Below are 25195 nucleotides of genomic sequence, written 5' to 3'. Positions count from 1 at the left end.
TATACAACTTTAAAAAAAATCTCAGTACCTTAGCCCCTCAAAAACTTAGTTCCTTTAAAAAAAATGAAACAAATTACCTCAATACAAAATCCGTTTATCAAATCGCTTGTTTTACTTCAGGAAAAAGCAAAAGCCCGCAAACAAACCGGAACATTTTTGATTGAAGGTTTACGTGAAATTTCTATCGCCATAAAAGGAGGGTATGAAATTGAAACCGTTTTATTTTTACCCGAATTAGTAACGGAGAGTCAAATCAATAAAATCGTTAACTCGCCGGTTCAACTCATCGAAATCAACAAAGAAGTCTACCAAAAATTGGCTTATCGCGATACTACAGAAGGTATTTTGGCAGTAGCCAAAACCAAATCAATGCAATTATCGGATTTAAAATTATCCGATAACCCCTTAATTTTAGTAGCCGAAGCTCCGGAAAAACCCGGAAATATAGGAGCCCTTTTACGTACCGCAGATGCTGCTAATTTAGATGCCGTTTTAATTGCCAATCCAAAAAGCGATTTATACAACCCTAATATTGTGCGTTCCAGTGTAGGTTGTTTGTTTACCAATCAAATTGCCACAGGAACTACTGCAGAAATTATCGCTTATTTGAAAGAAAAAAAGATTGATTTTTACTGCGCAACGTTGCAAAATTCGACCTCTTACCACACACAAAACTTCACAACTCCAACCGCTTTGGTTGTCGGAACAGAAGCCACAGGTCTAACACAAGACTGGCGTGATGCTGCTACACAAAATATCATTATACCAATGCAAGGCGAAATCGACAGTATGAACGTGTCTGTTGCGGCAGCCATTTTAATTTTCGAAGCCAAGCGCCAAAGAGGATTTAATTAACACCAAATTTTAAATAATTATGAATTACAAAGTATCACTTTTAGCTTTATTATTTAGTTTTTCAGTTTCAGCACAAATTACCAATCAGGAGGTCGATGAATTGGTCAATCGAACGATAAAAGCCTTTGATGTCCCCGGAATTTCAGTTGCAATTGTAAAAGATGGAAAAGTAGTTCTGGCAAAAGGATATGGCGTAAAATCCGTTATAACCCAACAAAAAGTAGATGCCAATACTTTGTTTGGAATCGCCTCAAACAGTAAAGCTTTTACAAGTGCCGCACTGGCTATGTTGGTAGATGAAGGCAAAATAAAATGGGATGATAAAGTCGTAAAATACCTCCCGGATTTTAAAATGTCAATCGATTATGTAACGGAGGAATTTACAATCCGTGATTTACTAACCCACCGCAGCGGACTTGGACTTGGTGCCGGAGATTTAATGATCTGGCCTGATGGAAGTGATTTTACCGCTAAGGATATCATTCATAATTTACGCTATTTAAAACCGGTTTCCAGTTTTAGAACAAAATACGATTATGACAATTTAATGTACATCATTGCAGGTGAAATTGTGCATGTTGTAAGCGGTCAAAGCTGGGCAGAGTTTGTCGAAACCCGCATTATGAAACCGTTAGAAATGAACGAAAGTGTCGCGTCGATAAAACGTCTAAAAGATACTTCAAACGTAATTACACCTCACGTTCCTGTTGATGGAAAGTTAAAAACAATCAAAAGATACGAAAACCAACTTTTTGATGGAGCAGCCGGAATTTATTCAAGTGTAAACGATTTGAGCAAATGGGCTATTTTACAAATCAACAACGGAAAATATGGTGATAAACAACTGTTTTCAGAAAAAGAGCACGACGAAATGTGGCAATTACAAACCATCATCCCTGCCAAAACAAGACCTCCCTACAACACGCATTTCTCAGGATACGGTTTAGGTTGGTTTTTGAATGATGTAAAAGGCTATAAACAAGTTTCTCACACCGGTGGTTTAGAAGGAAACGTAACACAAACCACTTTAATTCCTGAAATAGGTTTAGGAATTATTGTTTTGACCAATCAACAATCAGGAGCAGCGTTTAGCGCCATTACCAATACGATCAAAGACAGTTATTTAGGCATCAAACCCGAAGATTACGTAACGCTTTACAGCAACAGAGTAAAAGCCAACGAAGCATCTGCCGATAAAGTTACCGATGAAGTTTGGGCCACGGTTGCAAAAAACAAAAAAGACAAACTTAAAACAGATTTCAGTAAAATTACAGGAAGCTACCAGGACAATTGGTTTGGAAAAATCACTATTACAGAGAAAAAAGGAAAAGTATACTTTGCTTCTCAACGTTCACCACAACTGGCAGGCGAAATCTTTTTCTATAAAGACGGCAACTATGTCGTAAAATGGAACAATGCATTTTTCCATGCCGACGCTCATCTCTTATTTAAATACGATGAAAGTGGAAAAGTAGCGAATCTAAAAATGCTCCCTATTTCTGAATTAACGGATTTCAGTTACGACTTCCAGGATTTAGATTTTACTAAGGAATAGTTTTCAGTCGCAGTCGCAGTCTCAGTCGCAGTCTCAGTTCTGCGTTTTCAAAGTTAAATTGAAAACGCAGAACTGAGATTTTTTTTTAATTCTTATCCCACGTTCTAAACCGGACTGAAAACTGAGACTGAAAACTGCGACTGAAAACTATTCCCTTCAAAAAACTAAAATCTAAAATCTGAAATCAACACGCTATTCCCTTGCGTATGTTCTAACTTATTCTTATTTTTAGTACTTGAACTATGCCGTTATGATAGAAATAGATATTGAAAAAGAAAACAAAGCAATTGCCCAAGAATATAAAGAATTACTTCGGATTAGCTACCAGACTTTATCACCTACCGACAAAAAACTGATTCGAAAAGCTTTTGATGTAGCAGTTGATGCACATAAAGAGCAGCGACGCAAATCCGGTGAAGCCTATATTTTTCATCCTATTGCTGTTGCAAAAATTGTAGCCTCCGAAATTGGTTTGGGAGCCACCTCTATTGCTGCGGCTTTATTGCACGATGTTGTGGAAGATACCCCAATAACGGTGGAAGATATTGAGCGTTTATTTAATCCAAAAGTAGCGCAATTGGTCGAAGGACTAACCAAGATTTCGATGGTTCAAAGAGATTTGAATGCCTCAATGCAGGCAGAAAATTTCAGAAAAATGATTCTGACGCTTAACGATGACGTTCGCGTGATCTTAATCAAACTAGCAGATCGTTTGCACAATATGCAGACTATGGATTCTATGGCTGAATACAAACAGACCAAAATTGCCTCAGAAACCCTGTATATTTATGCGCCTCTTGCCCATCGTTTAGGATTGTACAACATCAAAACAAAACTGGAAGATTTAGGTTTAAAATATACCGAGCCGGCAGTTTATGAAGATATTGTCAGCAAAATAAGAGAAACCAAAGAAGAACAGGATGCTTATATCAAAGACATTTCTGATGTTTTGAAAAAATCTTTAGACGCCGAAAATGTGGATTACATTATTAAAGGCCGTCCAAAATCAATCTATTCGATCCGTCGAAAAATGCGTGCACAAAATGTAAGTTTTGACGAAGTATACGACAAATTTGCCCTTAGAATAGTCTACAAATCAGATCCACACGATGAGAAATTTATCGCCTGGAAAATTTATTCTATCGTAACCGATCATTACAGACCCAGCCCAAGTCGTTTACGTGACTGGATTTCCTCTCCCAAATCAACAGGTTACGAAGCCCTGCACATTACCGTTATGGGACCAAAAGGCCGTTGGGTTGAAGTACAGGTTCGAAGTGAACGTATGGATGAAATTGCCGAAAAAGGATACGCAGCCCATTACAAATATAAAAACGGAGCCACAGAAGAAAGCGGATTAGATGTTTGGTTGAATTTGCTTCGCGAAGCTTTAGAAAATCAGGAGACAAATGCGGTTGATTTTGTGGAAGATTTCAAAATGAATTTATACTCAAAAGAAATCTTCATTTTTACTCCAAAAGGAGAAATAAAATCACTGCCAAAAGGAGCCACTTCGCTTGATTTTGCTTTTAGTATTCACTCCGAAATTGGAATCAAAACCAGAGGAACACGTGTAAACGGACGTCTTGTTCCTTTAAATCACGAATTAAAAAGTGGTGATCAGGTTGAAGTTATTACTTCTGCAAATCAGAAACCAACTATAAACTGGTTAGAATATGTAACCACTTCCAGAGCAAAAACCAAGATTAAAAATGTTCTGAACGAGAACACTAAGAAAATCGGTGAGGAAGGAAAAGAATTACTTACCCGAAAACTAAAACATTTAAAAATAACCATCAACGAACAGGTTATTAATGAATTAGTTAACTTTTTTAAACTAAAAACAAGCTTAGATTTATTTTACAGAGTTGGAATTGGCGCTATTGAAAATCAGCAATTAAAAGATTATGCTGCTCAAAAAAGCAACACCTTTATCAATTTCTTTAAAAATAAAATCAAAAGAAATAAAGATACCGCAGCCGACGATATTCATAAACCTGTTATAAGTAGCAATTATGATATGTTGGTTTTTGGAACCGAGCATGACAAACTCGATTATAAACTTTCGCAATGTTGTAACCCGATTCCGGGGGATGATGTTTTTGGATTTGTAACCATAAACGAAGGAATTAAAGTTCACAAAAAGGACTGTCCAAATGCGATCGGAATGCAGTCAAATTATGCTTACCGCATCATGAGTGCCAAATGGATCGATTCGTCTCAGGAAGAATTCAAAGCCATTATCAACATTACCGGAATGGACGTTTTAGGACTTACAAACCAACTGACAAGAGTAATTTCGAACAATATGAGTGTCAATATTCAGAGTATTTCTTTGAGTACCGATGCCGGAATTTTCCACGGTCAGATTGCGGTGATTGTTCAAAACAACACCATTTTGAAGAAAATGATTAATGCCATTAAAAAAATTGACGGAGTCGACAAAGTAACTCGCGAATACCGAACCTAAACCGATACCCCTACTCTATTTATACTAAAATTATACTGATGAAAAATAATTCCTTAGAAATTCCGAAATTAAATTTTGACGCAAATGGAAGCCTCGTAATTGTCGCTTCTGAAACTTCCTCAAAACATGATTTTGACTTTTTTCAGGGAAAATCTATTATTCAAAACAGAAAATTAAAAAAAAGATTTGCCAATTGCACCGAATGGATTGAATTTCCCTCCACACAGGAAATGTACAAGATCCTAAACGGAATTGGTAATATTGATAATTTCCTCGCCACGTTTAATGGCGAACCATTTGAAGGAATGACAGTTCGTTTGTTTAATCCTGCCACAAAATTGTGGAGTATTTATTGGTCCGATTCAACAACGGGGGTTTTAGACCAACCTGTAATCGGTTCCTTTGAAGACAATGTGGGACACTTTTTCTCAGAAGACACTTTTGAAGGTCGAAACGTAATTCAGGTATTCCGTTGGGATGCCCGCGATAAAAAAAAGCCAATCTGGAGCCAGGCCATGAGTGACGACAAAGGCAAAACATGGGAATGGAACTGGTTTATGTTTATGACAAAAACCAACTAAAAATTTTGTTAGTATTATCTCAAATAAAAATAAATATGTTAATAAAGCGAACTTAAACCGGTAAAAAAAAGTAACGCAAAACCCTTAAACAAGAGCTTTTGCCACACATAAACTCCGATTTGAAAGTTAAACTTTAAACCTGAAACTTTTATTCATTAAAATAAAAAATTATCTTTGCCAGATTATGACACTAATTTCAACTGACAATTCTAAAAATCAAGAAATTGTAAAAAATGTTTTTACGATGTATCTTGAGCAAAAAGGGCATCGCAAAACTCCTGAGCGTTATGCTATACTTCAGGAAATTTACGATAGCGAAGAGCACTTTGATATAGAAAATCTTTATATCAAAATGAAGAACAAAAACTATCGTGTGAGTAGAGCAACTTTATACAACACGATCGAGTTATTGTTGGACTGCGCTTTGGTTAGAAAACATCAATTTGGGCAAAATCAGGCTTACTATGAGAAGTCTTATTTTGATAAGCAACACGATCACATTATCATGACTGATTCCGGTGAAGTGATCGAATTTTGTGATCCAAGAATTCAAACCATCAAAAAAACAATCGAAGAAATCTTTGACATCGAGATCACCAATCACTCTTTGTATTTCTACGGGAACAAAAAACAAAAACAATAGTCCGAAAGGAATTATTTTAAAAATAAAAGAAGAAAATTAACTACATTAATCAGTAGGGCAATTTAAATTGTCTCAACGCAAATTAAAACAGAATGACCGTAGACTTATTACTAGGATTACAATGGGGAGATGAAGGTAAAGGAAAAATTGTTGACGTTCTTACCTCTAATTATGATATTATTGCACGTTTTCAAGGAGGACCAAATGCAGGACATACATTAGAATTTGACGGAATCAAACATGTATTAAGAACCATTCCTTCCGGGATTTTTCATAAAAAATCAGTAAACATCATTGGAAATGGTGTTGTAATAGATCCGGTAGTTTTTCAAAAAGAAATCGAAGGTTTAGCAAAATTTAATCTTGATATTAAATCTAAATTGATCATTTCAAGAAAAGCACATTTAATTTTACCAACACACCGTTTGCTAGATGCCGCTTCAGAAGCATCAAAAGGAAAAGCAAAAATCGGTTCTACACTTAAAGGAATTGGCCCAACTTATATGGACAAAACCGGTAGAAACGGATTGCGCGTTGGAGATATCGAATTAGAAGATTTCAAAGAAAGATACAGAGCATTAGCAGACAAACATGAAGCAATGATTGCTTTTTATGATGTTGCGATCCAATATAACTTAGACGAACTTGAAAAAGAGTTTTTCGAAGCTATTGAAGAATTAAAAAAATTAGATTTTATTGACAGCGAAGAATACATGTACCAAGCTCAAAAAGCAGGTAAATCTATTCTATGCGAAGGAGCTCAAGGTTCTTTGTTAGATGTTGATTTCGGAACTTATCCTTTCGTAACATCTTCAAACACTACTGCAGCCGGGGCTTGTACTGGTTTAGGAATTGCTCCTAACAAAATCAAAGAAGTATACGGAATCTTCAAAGCTTACGTTACACGTGTAGGTAGTGGTCCATTCCCAACAGAACTTTTTGACGAAGTTGGTGCCACTATGGCAAGAGTTGGTAACGAATTTGGTTCTGTAACAGGAAGACAAAGACGTTGTGGATGGTTAGATTTAGTAGCTTTAAAATATGCTGTTCAGGTAAATGGTGTAACTCAATTAATGATGATGAAAGGCGATGTTCTTTCAGGATTTGAGACCTTAAAAGTATGTACGGAGTACAACTACAAAGGAGAAAACATTTCTCACTTTCCTTACAACATCGAGCCGGAAAATGTAACTCCGGTTTACAAAGAGTTCAAAGGATGGCAAGCTGACTTAACTGGAATGACAACTTACGATCAATTGCCAATTGAGCTAAAAGAATATATCGAATTTATTGAAGCAGAAGTTGGAGTGCCAATCAAAATTGTATCGGTTGGGCCAGACAGAAAGCAAACAATAACGAAATAATTAATACTAAACGCTCTGATCATCAGAGCGTTTTTTTTATGCAAAACATTTTTTCCTATGACAAATCCTAAAATTAAAATAACAGAAACTAAATTATTATCAGACAATTGGTATACTTTAAACAAAGTAACTTTTGATTATCAATTAGGAAATAAAGAAACAGAATCCCACATCCGTGAAGTCTACGATCGCGGGAACGGAGCTGCCATTTTACTTTATAACAGAACAAAGAAAACGGTAGTGCTAACGAGACAATTCCGCATGCCAACTTTCCTTAACGGAAATAAGACCGGAATGATGATCGAAGTTTGCGCCGGACTTTTGGATCAGGAAAATGCAGAAGCAGCCATCATTCGCGAAACCGAAGAAGAAACCGGATACCGATTAAGCAAAGTAGAAAAAGTGATAGAAACTTATATGTCACCAGGCTCAGTTACGGAAATATTATACCTCTTTACAGGTGAATATGACGAGACCATGAAAACAAACGAAGGTGGCGGACTGGACCACGAACAAGAAAATATTGAAGTTTTAGAATATACTTTTGATGAAGCTTACAAAATGATCGAATCTGGTGAAATTTTGGATGCCAAAACGATTCTTTTACTACAACATGCTAAGATAAAAGGGTTAATTTAGTATTTATACCTATTTATTTAACACATAGAGACATAGATCTGGAGCTAACATTTTATACATTATAGTTTTCCCGCAAGGTCTTTTTTGACCTTGTAGGCATCCTTATTTACGCTTTACACCTGCACCAAAAAGACCTTGCAGGAGAGAACACACATATAAAATACCTTTTCTATGATTCAAAAAAATCTTAGAAAAATGCAAATCAAATAAACTATTTCAGGAATTGTGTAATTAATTCCGGCATTAAAAACAGAACTTTAGTACTCTAAAATATTCTGTATGAAAAAGTTACACAACACCCCATTCGTTCTGATTTTAATCCTCTTGATTTTATTTTCTTGTAAAAACGAACGCACTACCAAAACTACAATTAAAGAGAAGAAAACGATAACATATAAAAAACCTGAATCTTCAGTTTCCTACCACTTTGAAAACACCAAAGAATGGTTAAAAACAAACAAGACCGACAGCAGTAAGTTAAGTATTGCTTGCGCCGTAAACCGAACTGACAAGGCCAACCTTACCAAAATGGACTCTATTATTGTCCCAACTGATTTTAGCGGTGATTTGGTTTATTACCTCCCCTTTCCGTTGCATGTTGCTTCTTTAGAAAACGTTTCAAAAGTCCTGATTTTCTCTTATCCGGCTCAGGCATTTGCCGCTTATGAAAACGGCGAATTGGTTTATACCGGTCCAACCAATATGGGAAGAAAAAAAGATCCAACACCAACCGGTTTATTTTTCACCAATTGGAAAGCTGAAAAAACAACCAGTACTTTTAATGATGAATGGGACTTAAAATGGAATTTTAATATCGAAAATAAACTGGGAGTTGGTTTTCATCAATACGAATTACCGGGTTATCCTGCCTCTCATTCTTGCTTAAGACTTCTTGAAAAGGATGCTAAATATCTATACAAATGGGCAGACGAATGGATTTTGAAAGACAGCGAAAATGTAAAAGTAAAAGGAACTCCGGTTATTGTTTTTGGCAATTATCCGTTTGACGGACCAAAACCCTGGTTCGAATTGGTTCATGATCCGAAAACATTGAAAATTTCGGAGTCAGATATAGACAAACAAGTTGAACCTTTTTTAAAGAGTATTTTAGACAATCAAAAAGTTCGAGAAATAGCTCAATAATTTTTTTCTAGGAGAATTGTATTTTTTTAAGTTTGAACATTGATTTCTCGTAAAGTCGCAGCGTCGCAAAGTTTTTATTACTTTTCATAAAACCCTGTTATCTCATGGTCATCCTCAAAAGGCAATTATAAACTTGTCATTTCGAAGCATGAGAAATCACACACGCAGCTCACACCCAGTTTGTCATTCTGAGGAACGAAGAATCTTCGTTCGCTGAATCAATTGTCTTGAGCTTTACTTTGCGGAGTTTCTTGTGAAGATTCTTCGTTCCTCAGAATGACAAAGTTATGGAAAAGGTTTGCGGAGTTTCTTGTGTGATTTCTCGACTTCGCTCGAAATGACAAAAAAAAAGCTGTTTCACGAATTGTGAAACAGCCTTTATATTTCTATAAAAAAACTCTAATTATCTAGAATAATTTGGAGCTTCTTTAGTAATCGTAACATTATGCGGGTGACTTTCTGTGATTCCGCTAGAAGTGATTCTAACAAAACGTCCAGTCTCTTGCAAAGTTGGAATATCTTTTGATCCACAGTATCCCATTCCAGCACGAAGACCACCGATGAACTGAAGCATGCTTTCGTTTAATTCTCCTTTGTAAGGAACACGACCAACAATTCCTTCCGGAACTAATTTTTTAACGTCGTCTTCAACATCCTGGAAATAACGATCTTTAGATCCACCTTGCATAGCTTCAACAGAACCCATTCCACGGTAAGATTTGAATTTTCTTCCTTCGAAAATGATTGTTTCTCCTGGAGATTCTTTTGTTCCTGCTAATAATGAACCTAACATTACACAGTCAGCTCCGGCAGCAATAGCTTTAGGAATATCTCCTGTATAACGAATTCCACCATCAGCAATTACCGGAACTCCTGTTCCTTTTATAGCTGCTGCTACTTCAAGAACCGCAGAGAACTGAGGGAAACCAACACCGGCAACGATACGAGTTGTACAGATAGAACCAGGTCCGATTCCAACTTTTACACCATCAGCACCATTTTCCACTAAATATTTAGCCGCTTCGGGAGTTGCGATGTTACCTACAATTACATCAATATTTGGGAATTTTGTTTTTACTTCTTTCAATACATTCACAACACCTTCTGTATGTCCGTGAGCGGTATCGATGATAATAGCGTCTACTCCTGCAGCAACCAAAGCTTCTGCTCTTTGAACGGCATCTCCTGTAACTCCAATTGCAGCAGCAACTCTTAAACGTCCAAAAACGTCTTTGTTTGCGATTGGTTTTTGAGTTAGTTTGGTAATATCTCTAAAAGTTATTAAACCAACTAATTCGTATTTATCATTTACAACCGGTAATTTTTCGATTTTGTGGCCTTGTAAAACTACTTCTGCCTGCTCTAATGAAGTTCCTTCTGCAACGGTAACCAAGTTTGTACTTGTCATTACCTCAACAATAGGCTTGGCACCATTTTTCTCAAAACGCAAATCACGGTTTGTAACGATCCCTTTTAAAATTTTATTCTCATCAACAATTGGGATTCCACCAATTCCGAATTCTTTCATTGCATTTTTTGCATCTGCAATTGTTGAAGTCAACGGTAAAGTTACCGGATCGATAATCATACCTGCTTCAGCACGTTTTACTTTTCTAACCTTTGCAGCTTGCTGCTCAATCGTCATATTTTTATGCAAAACACCAATTCCGCCTTCCTGCGCCATAGCGATTGCCATTGCACTTTCGGTAACGGTATCCATAGCAGCTGATACTATTGGAACGTTTAATGTAATGTTTCTTGAAAATTTTGATTTGATGCTCACTTCGCGTGGAAGCACATTCGAGTAGTTAGGTACTAATAATACATCGTCATAAGTTAAACCTTCGCCGATAATCTTGGAGTTGTGTGCTATCATGTTGCAATTTCTAGTTGAATTGCGTGCAAATATAGTGAATAAATTGGAAACTTGTTCACTAACTTATTCATAAAATTTAATTTACAAGAAAGAACTTACAAAGAAAAAGTACTAGATTCTGTATTATAACACCGCTAATGCTAGCGTAAAGAATGACACAAAGACGAGATAAATAACTTATTTTTTTTGAACCATATAAGTAATATAAGTTCATTTAAATTTTGCTTCCTTTTAAAATGAACTAAAAAAAAACTCTAATCTGAACCAATTAAGACAAGCTATTATATGAATTTACATTACTTATGGTGACTTAATTTTTTAAACCATATAAGTAATGTAAGCTCATTTAAATTTTGCTTTCTTTAAAATGAACTAAAAAAAACTCCTATTCGCACCAATTAAGCCAAGCTATTATATGAACTTATATCACTTATATGGTTAAATATAGCATTATAACATTCAAATTTATTCAATCATAGCCAATGCAAAGAATAACACAAACGAAATAGGTGACTTAAATTTTGAACCATATAAGTAACATAAGTTCATTTAAATTTTGCTTTTTTCTAAAATGAACTAAAAAAAACTCCTATTCGCACCAATTAAGCCAAGCTATTATATGAACTTATATCACTTATAAGGTTAAATATAGCATTATAACATTCCTATTTATTCAATCATAGCCAATGCAAAGAATAACACAAACGAAATAGGTAACTTAAATTTTTGAACCATATAAGTAACATAAGTTCATTTAAATTTTGCTTTTCTCTAAAATGAACTAAAAAAAACTCCTATTCGCACCAATTAAGCCAAGCTATTATATGAACTTATATCACTTATATGGTTAAAACACATCACAGTAAAACACATCATTCATCACTATCCTGAAAAACAAAATTAAATCCGAATTGAAATGCCAGACTTTTGGCTTTTGTAACATCTTTATATTCCAAAACATTATTAACAAGAGCATAAAGATTAAATTTTCCGATTGTTCCCGAAAGTCCTAAACCGATATTTTTCTTAGAAAAAGTATCAAATGTATACGTAACTTTTGCATCCAGTTTTTCAAAAATACTACGTTGATAAAAAGCGGTAAAAGCAGCAAAAGGAGCTTTTGGCATTGACATCATAAACAACTGACCTCCCACGGCGTTTACATATTTTCTCCCCACGCTTCCTTTACAATTACAATCCTCATCTGAGCGGGATTCTCCGAACGAATACTGCATAGAGGAATAAAATTTAACCGGTCTCCAAGTGGTGTATTTCGAATAAAGTGTATCGCGTGGAATGGCTTTTTTGAACTCATCAAAAGCATTTTCAGGGTCATTAGTACCCGAAAAAATAGGATTTACACCATCATACTTGTAAAATCCTTTGTACGTATAAGTCTGAACATCTTTGGATTGTTTAATAAAACCGACATCCACAACACTCGCTGTAAATTGAAGGTTTTCTTTAAAATAATACGTAAGTCCGGCATCGAAACCGAGGCCTAAACTTCCGTCAAGAAAGGTATTTCGGGCAAGATCGCTTGCTATATTTCCATTATAGTCGTCTTCTCTAAAAGTAGCAATTCCTGCAGTTCTGATTTCGAGGTTGGAGGAAATAGCCTGATTGTAAAAATTGGGTGTTCCGGCATTTTGTCCGGTGTAAATATAACCCGAATTCTTTGTCGCTGTTATGTTGGCACCACTTGAATAAATTTTAGCACGGCCACCAAGAACTAACTTCTCACTTACCTTTTTATGAAATCCGATGTGAAAAACAGAAAGTACTTCTGCTTTAAGATTTAAATCTCCTAAATTGAATGATTTTCCAATATGATTCCGATTTCCGTCTAATGCCAAAACAGCTACATCTTTGGGGAAATACATCAAGAAATCAAATTCCTGATACACTCCAAACGAAACATACGATTTACTGTCCCTGTCTCCCACTCTAAAACCTCCTGAGAATACTTCGAGCTGTTGATTGATATGTGTTTTATCCGTATTCGATGATCGGTTTACGATGCTTCGGACTTTATCATTAAAATCAACTCCATTATCAGCGAATAAATCATAGGCCGAAAAGCTCTTTGATCCTATATTAGCAGAAACTCCGGACAATAACGGAACTCCAAAATAAAATTTGTATGAGACATCAGCACCCGGATTTACAAGTGATGATTGCGGAATGGAGGTGAAATTATACAGTACTTCTTTGTTCTGAGAAAAAGAGGAAAACTGAAAAAGCATTATTAAAATTAACCCTATCTTCTTCATTCTATTTCCATATAAACTGTTGCACCTGATCTCAATTTTAAACTTCCCGGACTATTTTCATTTAAAGGTGGCCCAGCGTCCATTTGTAATACAAAGCCAGCTTTAGTTGTTTGCTTTAACAATGCTAATCTTTGATTTTCAAATACTTCTGTAGGGTACTTTATTACATTTGAACTCCCTGAGTAAGCAGGAACTAAAAGTGTTATCGTTTCCAGCGTTTTGTTATCCTCACTAATAAGCAATAATTTTACCGTAAAAGCTCTGTTTATTGTATTTTCAATTTCAAAATCAAACTCAGCTTTCACCACATCATCCCGTAAAAACTTTTCCTTAAAAACATCAAACTCCTGTACATCAGATGTAATTATTTGCTCAACTCCATTATCAACAAATTGATTCGCGGGAACATTAAAATAAGCCAAATTACCGACCAAGACTGGTTGCAACTTAAAGTCATCAACTTGATCAAAATTTAAATCACTTGAACAGGAAACGAAGAATAAAGAAAAAATAATAAATGGAAGTATTTTATTTTGAAAGTACAATTTCATGACTACCTGATAATTAGATTTTAAAGAACTCCAAATTGAGAGTTACTGATTATTATTTTCTATGTCAAACAAAAATACTTCATTTTTAATGATATTTCCCAAACAATTTTGAGGCTTCATTATAAGCACTTTCAAAACTTAAAGAATTTAGTTCTGTTCTTTTTTTGTTTGCGGTAAAATAAGAAATCAACTTTTCTGTAGGCATATTTCCGGTTAGTTTATCAGTAGCCATCGGACACCCGCCAAACCCCTGAATAGCGCCATCAAAGCGGATGCAACCTGCTTTATACGCGGCATCTATTTTCTCAAACCAACTATCGGGCGTCGTATGCAAATGCGCTCCGAATTCTATTTGTGGGTATTTCGGAATTAAATTCGAAAAAAGATACGTAATCACTTCCGGTGTAGAACTTCCGACCGTATCGGAAAGCGATAAGATTTTCACTCCCATTTTAGACAACTTTTCCGTCCACTCCCCTACTATTTCAACATTCCACGGATCACCATACGGATTTCCGAATCCCATAGAAAGGTAGGTTACTACTTCTTTGTTTTTTTTATCGGCAATTTCAAGAATTTCTGATAACGTAACTAAAGATTCTGCGATAGTTTTATGTGTATTTCGCATCTGAAAATTCTCTGATATAGAAAAAGGAAAACCCAGATATTGAATAGGTTCGTGCTCTGAAGCTGAAATGGCGCCTTGCGTATTTGCAATTATAGCCAAAAGCTTACTGGTTGTTTGAGATAAATCAAGCTGAGCCAACACTTCTACCGTATCCTGCATTTGCGGAATCGCTTTTGGAGATACAAAACTTCCAAAATCAATGGTATCAAATCCTACTCTAAGCAAAGCTTGTATATAGGAAACCTTATTTTGAGTCGGAATAAAATCCTTGATACCTTGCATAGCATCACGTGGACATTCGATAATCTTAATTTCTTTATTCAAAGCTTATTCTTTTATGAAGGCTAAGTTAGTTTCTTTTTTAAAGAAATAAAAACTATAATTTTCTTTAATGCTAAAATTACACGATTGTGTAACATTTGAAGATGTTACACAATAACGTAACAATGAAAAATGTTACACAAAAACGTAACATTTAAAAATATTGCGTACTTTTGTAATACTATTATTATTTATTATATTTGAATCTATGACTAGTGTAATCACAGGAGACTTAATTGACTCCAGAAAACAGAAATCAAAAGATTGGGTAGAAGGTTTAAAAAAGATCCTGTCTTTATTTGGCGAGACACCCCTGCAATGGGAAGTATACAGAGGAGACGAATTTCAAATTGAAATAAAGAACCCTGAAGACGCTTTATTGTCGGCGATTTTAGTAAAAGCACATTTAAAATCTATCAAACTCGATGCGAGAATGAGCATTGGATTTGGCGACAAAACACATGCTGCTGAAAAAATATCTGAAAGCAATGGCTCTGCTTTCATCCATTCGGGGGAACTTTTTGAGACTTTAAAGAAACAAAAACTGACTTTAGCGATACAAACAGGCAACCCACTAATCGACGAAAAAATGAATCTGATGCTTCAGTTAGCCCTTACTTTTATGGACAACTGGTCGGCACAATCTGCCGAATTTGTGGCTATTGCAATAGAAAACCCGAGTTTATCTCAAGAAGAATTAGCACCGAAGTTAGGCATCAAAAGAGCTGCTGTGAGTCGCAGACAAAAACGTGCCCAATTTGATTTGATACTAAGTCTGGATCGTTATTTTAGAAAACAAATAAATACTTTATAGTCTTATGCTTTTATTTATAAAATTACTTTTAGCCCACCTATTAGGCGATTTTATAGGCCAGCCCAATTCATGGGTAGCCGATAAAGAAGCTAAAAAACATAAAAGTATTTATTTATATCTTCATATTCTTCTTCACGGAGTTTTGACGGCCATTCTTGTCGGAGAAATTCAATTTATACCCTATGCCGTTTTTATTACCATTTCACACGGAATTATTGATCTGATCAAACTGCATTTTCAAAAAAATAAAACAAAACGCACCTGGTTTATAGTAGACCAAATTCTGCATGTTTTAGTCTTAATCGGAGTTGTTTTTCTCTATCAAAACAAATCAATCGACATCAGCTGGTTTGGCAATCAGTTTTGGATATTAATCACAGGAATTTTATTGGTCACAAAACCAACTTCCATTTTTATCAAGATAATTATTTCCATCTGGAGCCCTGAAAGTAGCAATGCGCATAGCGATAATTCACTAGCTAAAGCCGGAAACTATATTGGTATATTAGAGCGTCTGTTTGTTTTCTGTTTTATACTGACGGGTCACTTTGAAGCCATTGGATTTTTATTGGCTGCAAAATCGGTTTTTAGATTTGGTGATCTAAAAGAAGCCAAAGACAGAAAACTTACCGAATATGTTCTAATTGGTACTTTACTGAGTTTTGGCACCGCAATCCTCACCGGACTTATCGTGCAGGCATTACTTTTACAATTGCTTTAAAATCTTTTTATTGATGGCTTTTATCAAGGCCGGGCCTTCATAAATAAAACCGGTATACAATTGTACCAGACTTGCTCCTGCATTTAACTTTTCGATGGCATCATCCGCAGAGTGAATACCTCCTACTCCAATAATAGGGAATGCTTTATTACTTTTTTCAGAAAGAAAACGAATAACTTCTGTAGAACGCTTCGTTAAGGGCTTCCCTGACAAACCACCCATTTCTGTTTGATTCGCAGCTTGCAATCCGTCACGTGAGATTGTAGTATTGGTAGCAATTACGCCCGCAATCTGAGTTGTTTTCACAATATCAATAATATCCAATAACTGCTCATCTGTTAAATCCGGAGCAATCTTCAATAGAATAGGTTTTACTTTTTGACTGCTTGTTTTTTGCTTTTCTATATTTCTGTCCTGCAACGTCTGCAACAAAGCTGTTAGTGGCTCTTTGTCTTGCAGCGCTCTTAAATTTGGAGTATTTGGAGAACTTACATTCACCACAAAATAATCAACATGATCAAATAAGGCATCGAAGCAAATAATATAATCGTCTACCGCGTTTTCGTTTGGAGTGACTTTATTTTTACCAATATTACCTCCTATTAAAACATTTGAATTCTTTTTTAAACGTTCTACAGCTTCCAGAACTCCGCCGTTATTGAATCCCATTCGATTGATAATCGCGTGATCTTCTTTTAAGCGAAACAAACGTTTTTTAGGATTTCCTTCCTGACCCACTGGGGTAACGGTTCCAATTTCAATAAAACCGAATCCAAAATCAGAAAGTTCTTTATACAATTTAGCATCTTTATCAAATCCAGCTGCAAGTCCTACGGGGTTTTTAAATTTAATTCCAAAAACTTCTCTCTCCAGACGATTGTCTTTTACTTCGTAAACGGATTTAATTATTGACGAAACTCCTGGTATTTTTGAAATGAATTTAACGAAAGAGAAAGTGAAGTAATGTACTTCTTCCGGATCAAACCAAAAAAGTATCGGGCGAATTATCAATTTATACATAGTGTGTTGTTGTTGTTGTTTTTTCGGTGGCAAATTTAATTATAATACTTGAAAGTGTCCCTATGATAGTTTAATACTGCTACAAAAATTTACTTAAAAACCGGAATTAAATGCACTTGTTCGTTAAAATCAGTTTAATTTTTAAATATTTATACGTTTTTTTTTATAATTTAGTGAACCTAAAACACTGAAGATGAAAAATATAAAAAATGCAATTAAAAAGTTGGCAGTCCAATGCTTGATAGGCTCTTTTTTTCTAATTTCACTTGACGGTATGGCACAACGTCATGGAGGCGGTGGAGGACATGTCGGCGGCGGTGCACATCGCGCAGGCGGAGCTACTCAGGCCAGACCAGCACCAAAAGCCAGACCGGCAAACACAACAAGACCAACAAGGCCAGCTACAGGGAACAAAACCTCCACAATCAACAGATCTGGCAACACTAACAACAAAGTAACCAGACCCAATAATTCCGGAACAAAAATTGGAGACAATAAAGTAACCAATAACAGAGGGAATGCTACAACAAACAGAAACAAAACCGGCAACAGAAACAACATTAGCGGTAATACTGTTAATAAAAACAGAAACAACGTAAACATAAATGTAAACAACAGCGTTCACGTTCGTAACAATCGTAATACGGTTGTAAGAAGAAACAATGTTGCTTATGGTCGTCCCGCATACCGATATGGCGGATACCGATACAATTGTTACCACCCTTATTTCTACCATCCGTACAGACCTTTTTATTGGGGACCGGTTTGGCATCCATGGGGATTCTTTATTACCTCTTTGGCCGTTACAGCAATTGTTGTTAGCGTAGAAAGCACACAATACCACTATGATCAAGGGGTTTGGTACCAATCATCAAGCGGAGGTTACACTGCCGTACCAGCTCCGGTTGGAGGAACTGTCAATAATATTCCGAGTGGAGCCCAGACGGTCAATACAGGAACGGTCAACAATTATTATTACGGCGGAACCTATTATGAAAAAGACGGCAGCAATTATAAAGTAGTAGCGCCAACAGCAGGAACAATAGTCGAAAGCCTGCCTGAAGGTGGTGAAGAAGTTACCGTTGGTGATGTAAAATACATCAAATTTGGTGAAACCTACTATCAACCCGTACAAGTTGACGGTAAAGACAAATACGAAGTAGCTCTTGTTGAAGAAGATAAATAGTTCTGATGAAAAAATAAAATAATTCAGATAAAAACTATTTACTCTATAGAAACAGTAGAATTTTTATATATTTGAAATGAAATTAGATAACCTTATTAAACGAATTGTATTTAATAAGGTTATTTTTTTATATCATAGGCATTATTACCCTATACAACAATACCATTCAAACCAAAATCACCCAAAATGAAAACTAAAACTTATTGGATTTTTGCTATACTTACCATCTCCATTATTACTCTTGCTTTCGGTTATACCACTTTTAAAAGTCCGAAAGAAAAACTGGCTGCCGTAGATTGTGCTGAAACTCCAAATACTACAGCCGAATCTGATTTTAAACCAACCATTGCAAACAAAACTCCTGCCCCCTCTAAAGCACCAAAAGGAATGGTTTGGATTCCTGGTGGAGAATTTTCGATGGGCAGTAATGTTGAAGATGAAAGTTTGTGCAGTATAAAAGGCGTAACAAAAGACGCTGCTCCTATTCACCGCGTTTATGTAGACGGTTATTTTATGGATAAAACCGAAGTCACCAACGAAGAATATGCAAAATTTGTAAAAGCCACCGGATATGTAACTGTTGCGGAACAGAAACCAACTAAAGAAGAATTTCCAACGGCAGCCGAAGAAGATCTAATAACAGGATCTGTTATATTTACTCCGACACCAGCCGCAGTTAATCTCAACAACTTTTTACAATGGTGGTCCTATGTTGGCGGTGCCGACTGGAAACATCCCGAAGGCCCTCAAAGTAACATTAAAGGAAAAGAAAAATATCCCGTAGTCCACATTACCTATGAAGATGCTGCTGCCTATGCAAAATGGGCCGGCAAAAGATTACCTACTGAGGCGGAATGGGAATTTGCTGCCCGTGGCGGTAAAACCGGAAACTTATACGCCTGGGGAAATACATTAAAACCAAACGGGAAATTTCAAGCCAATATATATCAGGGACACTTTCCAATCAAAGACGGAGACACCGGTGAAGATGGTTTTAAAGGAATTGCACCAACCGCACAATTCGAACCAAATACCTATGGCCTCTATGACATAGGCGGAAATGTATGGGAATGGGTCAACGATTGGTATAGTGTAGACTACTACCAAACGTTAGCCGGAGATGGTAAAATCACCAAAAACCCACAAGGACCGAAAGCTTACAATGACCCAAGCGATCCAACAGAGAAAAAAAGAATACATCGAGGCGGATCCTTTTTATGCACCGATCAGTATTGCACACGCTATATGGTCGGCACAAGAGGAAAAGGAGAAATCAGATCTGCAGCCAATCATCTTGGGTTTAGATGCGTTAAAAGTATCTGAAAATAAAACACAACAAAAGGGTTCTACAAAACAGAATCCTTTTTTATTTGAATTTAGATATTAAGAGCTACAATTTTACAGCTAAGAAAAATGTCTATATTTGCTAAAAAATAAAAAAATGCAACATATTATTGATCGTTTTATAAGTTATGTAACAATTGATACAGAATCTGATCCAAATTCAAAAACAACTCCAAGTACAGAAAAACAATGGAACCTTGCCAATAAATTAGTCGAAGAACTAAAAACAATTGGTTTAAAAGACGTTACAATAGACGACAAAGCCTACATCATGGCTACTTTACCAAGCAATGTAGATCATGAAGTCCCTACAATTGGATTTATTTCGCATTTTGACACTTCTCCGGATTTTAGCGGAGCTAACGTAAAACCACAAATTGTTGAAAATTACGACGGAAAAGACATTGTTCTGAATGCCGAAAAAAACATCATTTTATCACCTGACTATTTCAAAGATTTATTACAATATAAAGGGCAAACGATCATCACAACTGACGGAACAACGCTATTAGGTGCCGATGATAAAGCCGGAATTACTGAGATTGTTTCAGCAATGGAGTATCTGGTACAGCACCCTGAAATTAAACATGGTAAAATCAGAATTGGATTTACCCCTGACGAAGAAATTGGTCGCGGTGCGCATTATTTTGACGTAGAAAAATTCGGAGCGCAATGGGCTTACACGATGGACGGAAGTCAGATTGGCGAATTAGAATACGAAAACTTTAACGCTGCAGGCGCCAAAATTACTTTTAAAGGAAAAAGTGTTCATCCGGGTTATGCAAAAGGAAAAATGATCAATTCAATGCTGATTGCAAATGATTTTATCAATGAACTTCCAAAAGGAGAAACACCACAACAAACTAAAGGATACGAAGGCTTCTTTCACGTTCATCATATTGCAGGACATATTGAAGAAACCGTTTTAGAACTTATCATTCGCGATCACAACAAGAAAAAATTCGAAAAACGAAAAGAGTTAGTCGAAAAAATTGCGAAGAAAATTAATAAAAAATTCGCCAAAAAGTTCGGCGAAGACATTGTAACTATTGAAGTAAAAGACCAATATTACAATATGAAAGAAAAAGTACTTCCCGTAAAACATATCGTTGACATAGCCGAAAAAGCAATGAGGGAATTAGACATAAAACCGATCATAAAACCTATTCGTGGTGGAACTGACGGTTCACAACTATCTTATATGGGATTACCATGTCCTAATATTTTTGCCGGCGGTCATAACTTTCACGGAAAATATGAATATGTTCCCGCAGAAAGCATTCAAAAAGCAACTAATGTCATTGTAAAAATTGTCGAGTTAACAGCAGTACCGGGAATTTTTGATGCACCTGAAAAACCTAAAAAAAGGAAATAATTGGAACCAGCATCCGATAAAAAACACGTTTGGGACAAAGTCAATAATTGGGAGGAAGAATTACTTCTTCTTCAATCAATTATTGACAAAACCGAACTGATTGAAACTGTAAAATGGGGCGGCCCGGTTTATGTTTACAATAAAAAAAATGTTATCGGAATTGGGGGTTTTAAGGATTATTTTACCATTTGGTTCTTCAATGGCGTTTTCTTGAAAGACGAGAAAAAGAAACTCATCAACGCTCAGGAAGACAAAACAAAATCATTACGTCAATGGCGTTTCACCTCTAAAGAAGAGGTAAACGAAAAAGAAGTTCTAGAATACATTCTCGAGGCTATTGAAAACGAAAAACAGGGAAAAGTCATCAAACCAACAAAAAAAGAAACGATCGTTTCTGAGTTGCTGGAAAAAGAAATGAGTCAGAATCCGGCTTTAGCAAAAGCTTTTCAGGCTTTTTCTCCTTACAAACAATATGAGTTTTTAGAATATATTGAAACTGCCAAACAGGAAAAAACTAAACTTTCAAGAATCAAAAAGATAATCCCGATGGTTTTAGGACATATTGGGTTGAATGATAAATACAGGTAGTTAAATTCCAAATTTTTAAAATTCCAAATTCCAATATTTTTAAATTCCAAATTCCAATTGTTCGGGAACTAGGTGTTGTTGTTTACTCGTTTCTACTTGAGAAAAAAGAATGATAACTAAAGTCTCCTACTGATTTTCCAGATTAAATTTGCTTAACACAACTTTTATACTTTAAAGCTACGAAAAATCACAAAAGTCAAACACACGCAGTTTGTGGAATATTGAATGCGATTTCTCGTACCTCGAAAGGAACAAATGTGGCTTGTTAATTTTCTAACTTACACTTTTACTTGATTCCGTGTCATTTCGACGAAGGAGAAATCACACCAGGAATTCCGCATAGTAAACGACCATTCTTTGTCGAGTTACGCGTGTGATTTCTCGTACCTCGAAATGACAAAAAAAGGACTGAAATTCCAATACTAAAATTCCAAATTCCAAACTTCTCCCAAATGTCACCCTGAGCGAAGTCGAAGGCTTATTCTCGAAATCGCCTATCTTTTAAACATAATACCTCTAAATTTGAAATGACAAGGTTAGACAAAAAAGCTAGACAAAGATGAGTGTACGCACAGTTTGTCCTTTCGACGAAGGAGAAATCACACTAGGAATTCCGCATAGTAAGCGACCATTCTTTGTCGAGTTACGCGCGTGATTTCTCGTACCTCGAAAGGAACAAATGTGGCGTGTTATTTTTCTAACTTACACTTTTATTTGATTCCGTGTCATTTCGACGAAGGAGAAATCACACCAGGAATTCCGCATAGTGAGCGACCATTCTTTGTCGAGTTAAGCGTGTGATTTCTCGTACCTCGAAAGGAACAAATGTGACCTCTTATTTTTCTAACTTACACTTTTACTTGATTCCGTGTCATTTCGACGAAAGAGAAATCACATCAGGAATTCCGCATAGTGAGCGACCATTCTTTGTCGAGTTACGCGTGTGATTTCTCGTACCTCGAAAGGAACAAATGTAGCCTGTTATTTTTCTAATTTACACTTTTACTTGATTCCGTGTCATTTCGACGAAGGAGAAATCATACCAGGAATTCCGCATAGTAAGCGACCATTCTTTGTCAAGTTACGCGTGAGATTTCTCGTACCTCGAAAGGAACAAATGTGACCTGTTATTTTTCTAACTTACACTTTTATTTGATTCCATGTCATTTCGACGAAGGAGAAATCACACCAGGAATTCCGCATAGTAAACGACCAATCTTTGTCGAGTTAAGCGTGTGATTTCTCGTACCTCGAAAGGAACAAATGTGGCCTGTTATTTTTCTAAATTACACTTTTACTTGATTCCGTGTCATTTCGACGAAGGAGAAATCACACAAGAAACTCCGCATAGAAAATCGCCAATCTTTGTCGAATATTGGATGCGATTTCTCCTTCGTCGAAATGACAAAAAAAAGGGGCTGAAATTCCAATACTAAAATTCCAAATTCCAAACTTCCCCCAAAATGTCACCCTGAGCGAAGTCGAAGGCTTATCCCTGAAATCGTCAATCTTTGCCGAGTTACATATATAATTTCTCACATCTCCAAATGACAAAGTCATAGCAAATACTAGTTTTCAGCCATAAAAAAATCCCAAATTCCAGTATTACAACTTTGGAATTTGGGATTTTAAAAATTTTTGGAATTTAAAAAAACTATGCTTTTTTGTTCAAAGCAGCGCTCATTTCCATAGAAATTGCAGAACGCTCTAATTTTAATTTTCCTGACATTGTTTCAATGATTACGGTAGTTTCTGCAAGTTCAACTACTTTACCGTGAAAACCACTTTTTGTAATTATTTTGTCACCTACTTTTAGGCTGCTTTCAAATTCTTTTTCGTTTTTCGCTCTTTTTTGTTGTGGTCTGATCATAAAGAAATAGATTACCACAAACATTAATAGAAATGGCGCAAATTGAGTTAATTGTCCCATAATTTAAATTCTTTTTTGTTTATTATTAATATTCTTTTTGGAATTTGAAATTCTAGTTTTTGAAAATTACTTTCAATTACATCAAACCTCTGCCAACTTTAATCATCTTTTTGTTAGCTTCCAGCTCTTTAACTAAATTATCTAAAATTCCGTTGATAAAAATACTACTTTTTGGTGTAGAATACTCTTTGGCAATTTCTAAATATTCGTTAAGAGTTACTTTTACAGGAATTGAAGGGAATTTTAAAAACTCGCAAATTGCCATTTTTAAAATAATAGTATCAATTTCAGCAATACGATCACTGTCCCAGTTTGGTGTTTTATCATCGTATTCTTTTGCAAAAATCGACTCGTTTAAAACAGTTCTTCTAAACAAATCTTTTGCAAAATCTTTATCCTCTACATCTTTGTACAATTTTGGCACTCTAAAATCGTCCGGATCTTGTGTTTTAATCGCTTTCAATTGCTTGATAATATGCGTGTTTACAACCGGAATATCATCAACCCATGTTAATTTATCGTCTTCCAGATATTCATACAATTTATCATTCGGAACAATAACATCAGCGAACAAATCAATTACAAATTGTCTGTCTTCTTCAAAAGTATTGGTCGCATTGCTCATGTATTTAGCATACAATTCGCTTGATTTAACATCATTTAAAAGCAATAAAATATAATCATCATTTAATGACCAGTTATTGATTTTACGATTTTCTAAAGCGATACTAAGTGAATTACTTTCGGCAAGTAGTTGAAAAATTTTATTATTGATAAATTTTTCGTTCGGATTACGTTCTGCAGCAGTTGCAAGATGTTTTTTACTTGAAAGATGTAAAAAAACAGACTCTTTTTTACAAATTTCTATCAACGAAGAAAGCATTATAAGGTATAAGTCCTGAATATTATCTATGCTATAAAAAAGAAACTTCTCTTCTTTTTCCATATTATCAGAACCGCTTTGATGCATTGCATAAATGGATTGCATTACTTTAACGCGTATGTGTCTTCTATTTACCACCTTGTAAGAACATTTTAAAATTAGGGTGCAAAAATAAGAATTAAACAGGTTATAATAAAATTTAATCCAATAAAAAACACAATTCGTAATCAATTAAGTTTTAGTCGTAGGGGGAAAGTCGCAGTTTTCAGTCTCAGTCACCGTTTTCAGTCTTACTCGCGGCCTTTAAAATGTACTGGTAAATAAAGGAAAGTCGCGGTTTTCAGTCGCAGTTTACAGAATCTATCAATAATCTGAGTTCGATTCTTAAGTATCTGATTTTCATATATTCTATTTTTCCTGCGAGGTCTTTTTTTG

21 protein-coding genes are annotated in these 25195 nt (G+C 35.6%); 14 read left to right on the top strand and 7 right to left on the bottom strand.

The window, feature by feature from the left end:
- Nucleotides 1-63 precede the first annotated feature (63 nt).
- The 8 genes from LNP23_RS11590 (at nucleotide 64) to LNP23_RS11555 (ending at nucleotide 9250) form a co-directional block, all read left to right on the top strand.
- Nucleotides 64-855 (top strand): TrmH family RNA methyltransferase, encoded by a 792-nt coding sequence (locus LNP23_RS11590; protein WP_230005006.1) that lies wholly within the window; start codon nucleotides 64-66, stop codon nucleotides 853-855.
- A gap of 19 nt (nucleotides 856-874) precedes the next feature.
- The gene (locus tag LNP23_RS11585; RefSeq protein ID WP_230005005.1) at nucleotides 875-2410 is read left to right on the top strand and encodes a serine hydrolase; all 1536 of its coding nucleotides are present in this window, start codon (nucleotides 875-877) and stop codon (nucleotides 2408-2410) included.
- Nucleotides 2411-2660: 250 nt separating this feature from the next.
- Nucleotides 2661-4880 carry a RelA/SpoT family protein gene (locus tag LNP23_RS11580; RefSeq protein WP_047775487.1) on the top strand — a complete coding sequence of 740 codons (2220 nt, stop codon included), beginning with the start codon at nucleotides 2661-2663 and terminating at the stop codon, nucleotides 4878-4880.
- A gap of 38 nt (nucleotides 4881-4918) precedes the next feature.
- Entirely contained in the window at nucleotides 4919-5461 is a 543-nt protein-coding gene (locus LNP23_RS11575) for a hypothetical protein (RefSeq protein WP_082210612.1), read from the top strand.
- Nucleotides 5462-5645: 184 nt separating this feature from the next.
- Nucleotides 5646-6104 carry a Fur family transcriptional regulator gene (locus tag LNP23_RS11570; protein WP_047775485.1) on the top strand — a complete coding sequence of 153 codons (459 nt, stop codon included), beginning with the start codon at nucleotides 5646-5648 and terminating at the stop codon, nucleotides 6102-6104.
- A gap of 92 nt (nucleotides 6105-6196) precedes the next feature.
- The gene (locus tag LNP23_RS11565; RefSeq protein ID WP_047775483.1) at nucleotides 6197-7468 is read left to right on the top strand and encodes an adenylosuccinate synthase; all 1272 of its coding nucleotides are present in this window, start codon (nucleotides 6197-6199) and stop codon (nucleotides 7466-7468) included.
- A gap of 57 nt (nucleotides 7469-7525) precedes the next feature.
- Nucleotides 7526-8107 carry an NUDIX domain-containing protein gene (locus LNP23_RS11560; protein ID WP_230005004.1) on the top strand — a complete coding sequence of 194 codons (582 nt, stop codon included), beginning with the start codon at nucleotides 7526-7528 and terminating at the stop codon, nucleotides 8105-8107.
- A gap of 279 nt (nucleotides 8108-8386) precedes the next feature.
- Complete coding sequence (locus tag LNP23_RS11555) at nucleotides 8387-9250, top strand: L,D-transpeptidase (protein ID WP_230005003.1); 864 nt, start codon at nucleotides 8387-8389, stop codon at nucleotides 9248-9250.
- A 403-nt stretch (nucleotides 9251-9653) separates the two neighbouring features.
- Here LNP23_RS11555 and guaB read toward each other — a convergent pair whose 3' ends face one another.
- The 4 genes from guaB to LNP23_RS11535 form a co-directional block, all read right to left on the bottom strand.
- Nucleotides 9654-11126 (bottom strand): IMP dehydrogenase, encoded by a 1473-nt coding sequence (gene guaB, locus LNP23_RS11550; protein ID WP_047775477.1) that lies wholly within the window; start codon nucleotides 11124-11126, stop codon nucleotides 9654-9656.
- 872 nt (nucleotides 11127-11998) lie between these two features.
- A complete protein-coding gene (locus LNP23_RS11545) occupies nucleotides 11999-13399 on the bottom strand; it encodes a DUF5723 family protein (protein WP_230005002.1) in 1401 nt (466 codons plus the stop codon).
- Complete coding sequence (locus LNP23_RS11540; protein WP_047775474.1) at nucleotides 13396-13950, bottom strand: hypothetical protein; 555 nt, start codon at nucleotides 13948-13950, stop codon at nucleotides 13396-13398. Before LNP23_RS11540 ends, LNP23_RS11545 begins: the two co-directional genes overlap by 4 nt.
- Nucleotides 13951-14035: 85 nt before the next feature.
- On the bottom strand, nucleotides 14036-14902 hold the full coding sequence (locus tag LNP23_RS11535) for a beta/alpha barrel domain-containing protein (RefSeq protein ID WP_047775472.1): 867 nt from the start codon (nucleotides 14900-14902) through the stop codon (nucleotides 14036-14038).
- Nucleotides 14903-15107: 205 nt separating this feature from the next.
- Here LNP23_RS11535 and LNP23_RS11530 point away from each other — a divergent pair, with 205 nt between their 5' ends.
- Complete coding sequence (locus tag LNP23_RS11530) at nucleotides 15108-15713, top strand: hypothetical protein (RefSeq protein ID WP_230005001.1); 606 nt, start codon at nucleotides 15108-15110, stop codon at nucleotides 15711-15713.
- A gap of 4 nt (nucleotides 15714-15717) precedes the next feature.
- Nucleotides 15718-16434 carry a DUF3307 domain-containing protein gene (locus LNP23_RS11525; RefSeq protein ID WP_047775469.1) on the top strand — a complete coding sequence of 239 codons (717 nt, stop codon included), beginning with the start codon at nucleotides 15718-15720 and terminating at the stop codon, nucleotides 16432-16434.
- On the opposite strand, the gene LNP23_RS11520 is transcribed toward LNP23_RS11525, so the two are convergent.
- Nucleotides 16420-17454 (bottom strand): quinone-dependent dihydroorotate dehydrogenase, encoded by a 1035-nt coding sequence (locus tag LNP23_RS11520; RefSeq protein ID WP_230005000.1) that lies wholly within the window; start codon nucleotides 17452-17454, stop codon nucleotides 16420-16422. The two genes, LNP23_RS11525 and LNP23_RS11520, sit on opposite strands and share 15 nt — an antisense overlap.
- 193 nt (nucleotides 17455-17647) lie before the next feature.
- On the opposite strand from LNP23_RS11520, the gene LNP23_RS11515 reads away from it, so the two are divergent.
- The 4 genes from LNP23_RS11515 (at nucleotide 17648) to LNP23_RS11500 (ending at nucleotide 21947) form a co-directional block, all read left to right on the top strand.
- A complete protein-coding gene (locus tag LNP23_RS11515; protein ID WP_230004999.1) occupies nucleotides 17648-18640 on the top strand; it encodes a DUF6515 family protein in 993 nt (330 codons plus the stop codon).
- A gap of 186 nt (nucleotides 18641-18826) precedes the next feature.
- Nucleotides 18827-19963 (top strand): formylglycine-generating enzyme family protein, encoded by a 1137-nt coding sequence (locus LNP23_RS11510; RefSeq protein WP_230004998.1) that lies wholly within the window; start codon nucleotides 18827-18829, stop codon nucleotides 19961-19963.
- Between the two features lie 118 nt (nucleotides 19964-20081).
- Nucleotides 20082-21359 (top strand): peptidase T, encoded by a 1278-nt coding sequence (gene pepT / locus LNP23_RS11505; RefSeq protein ID WP_230004997.1) that lies wholly within the window; start codon nucleotides 20082-20084, stop codon nucleotides 21357-21359.
- Nucleotides 21360-21947: a YdeI/OmpD-associated family protein gene (locus tag LNP23_RS11500; RefSeq protein ID WP_230004996.1), complete on the top strand. Its 588-nt coding sequence runs from the start codon at nucleotides 21360-21362 to the stop codon at nucleotides 21945-21947.
- Nucleotides 21948-23601: 1654 nt separating this feature from the next.
- On the opposite strand, the gene yajC is transcribed toward LNP23_RS11500, so the two are convergent.
- Together yajC and nusB are read right to left on the bottom strand one after the other, a co-directional pair.
- Nucleotides 23602-23877 (bottom strand): preprotein translocase subunit YajC, encoded by a 276-nt coding sequence (yajC, locus tag LNP23_RS11495; RefSeq protein WP_047775458.1) that lies wholly within the window; start codon nucleotides 23875-23877, stop codon nucleotides 23602-23604.
- A gap of 76 nt (nucleotides 23878-23953) precedes the next feature.
- Nucleotides 23954-24865, bottom strand: a complete 912-nt coding sequence (nusB, locus tag LNP23_RS11490) for a transcription antitermination factor NusB (protein ID WP_230004995.1) — start codon at nucleotides 24863-24865, stop codon at nucleotides 23954-23956.
- Between the last annotated feature and the right edge of the window lie 330 nt (nucleotides 24866-25195).

Origin of the sequence: Flavobacterium cupriresistens (genome assembly GCF_020911925.1) — a bacterium.
GTDB lineage: Bacteria > Bacteroidota > Bacteroidia > Flavobacteriales > Flavobacteriaceae > Flavobacterium > Flavobacterium cupriresistens.
The sequence above is the reverse complement of the archived record's forward strand: the minus strand, read 5'-3'. Positions and strand labels throughout refer to the sequence as shown.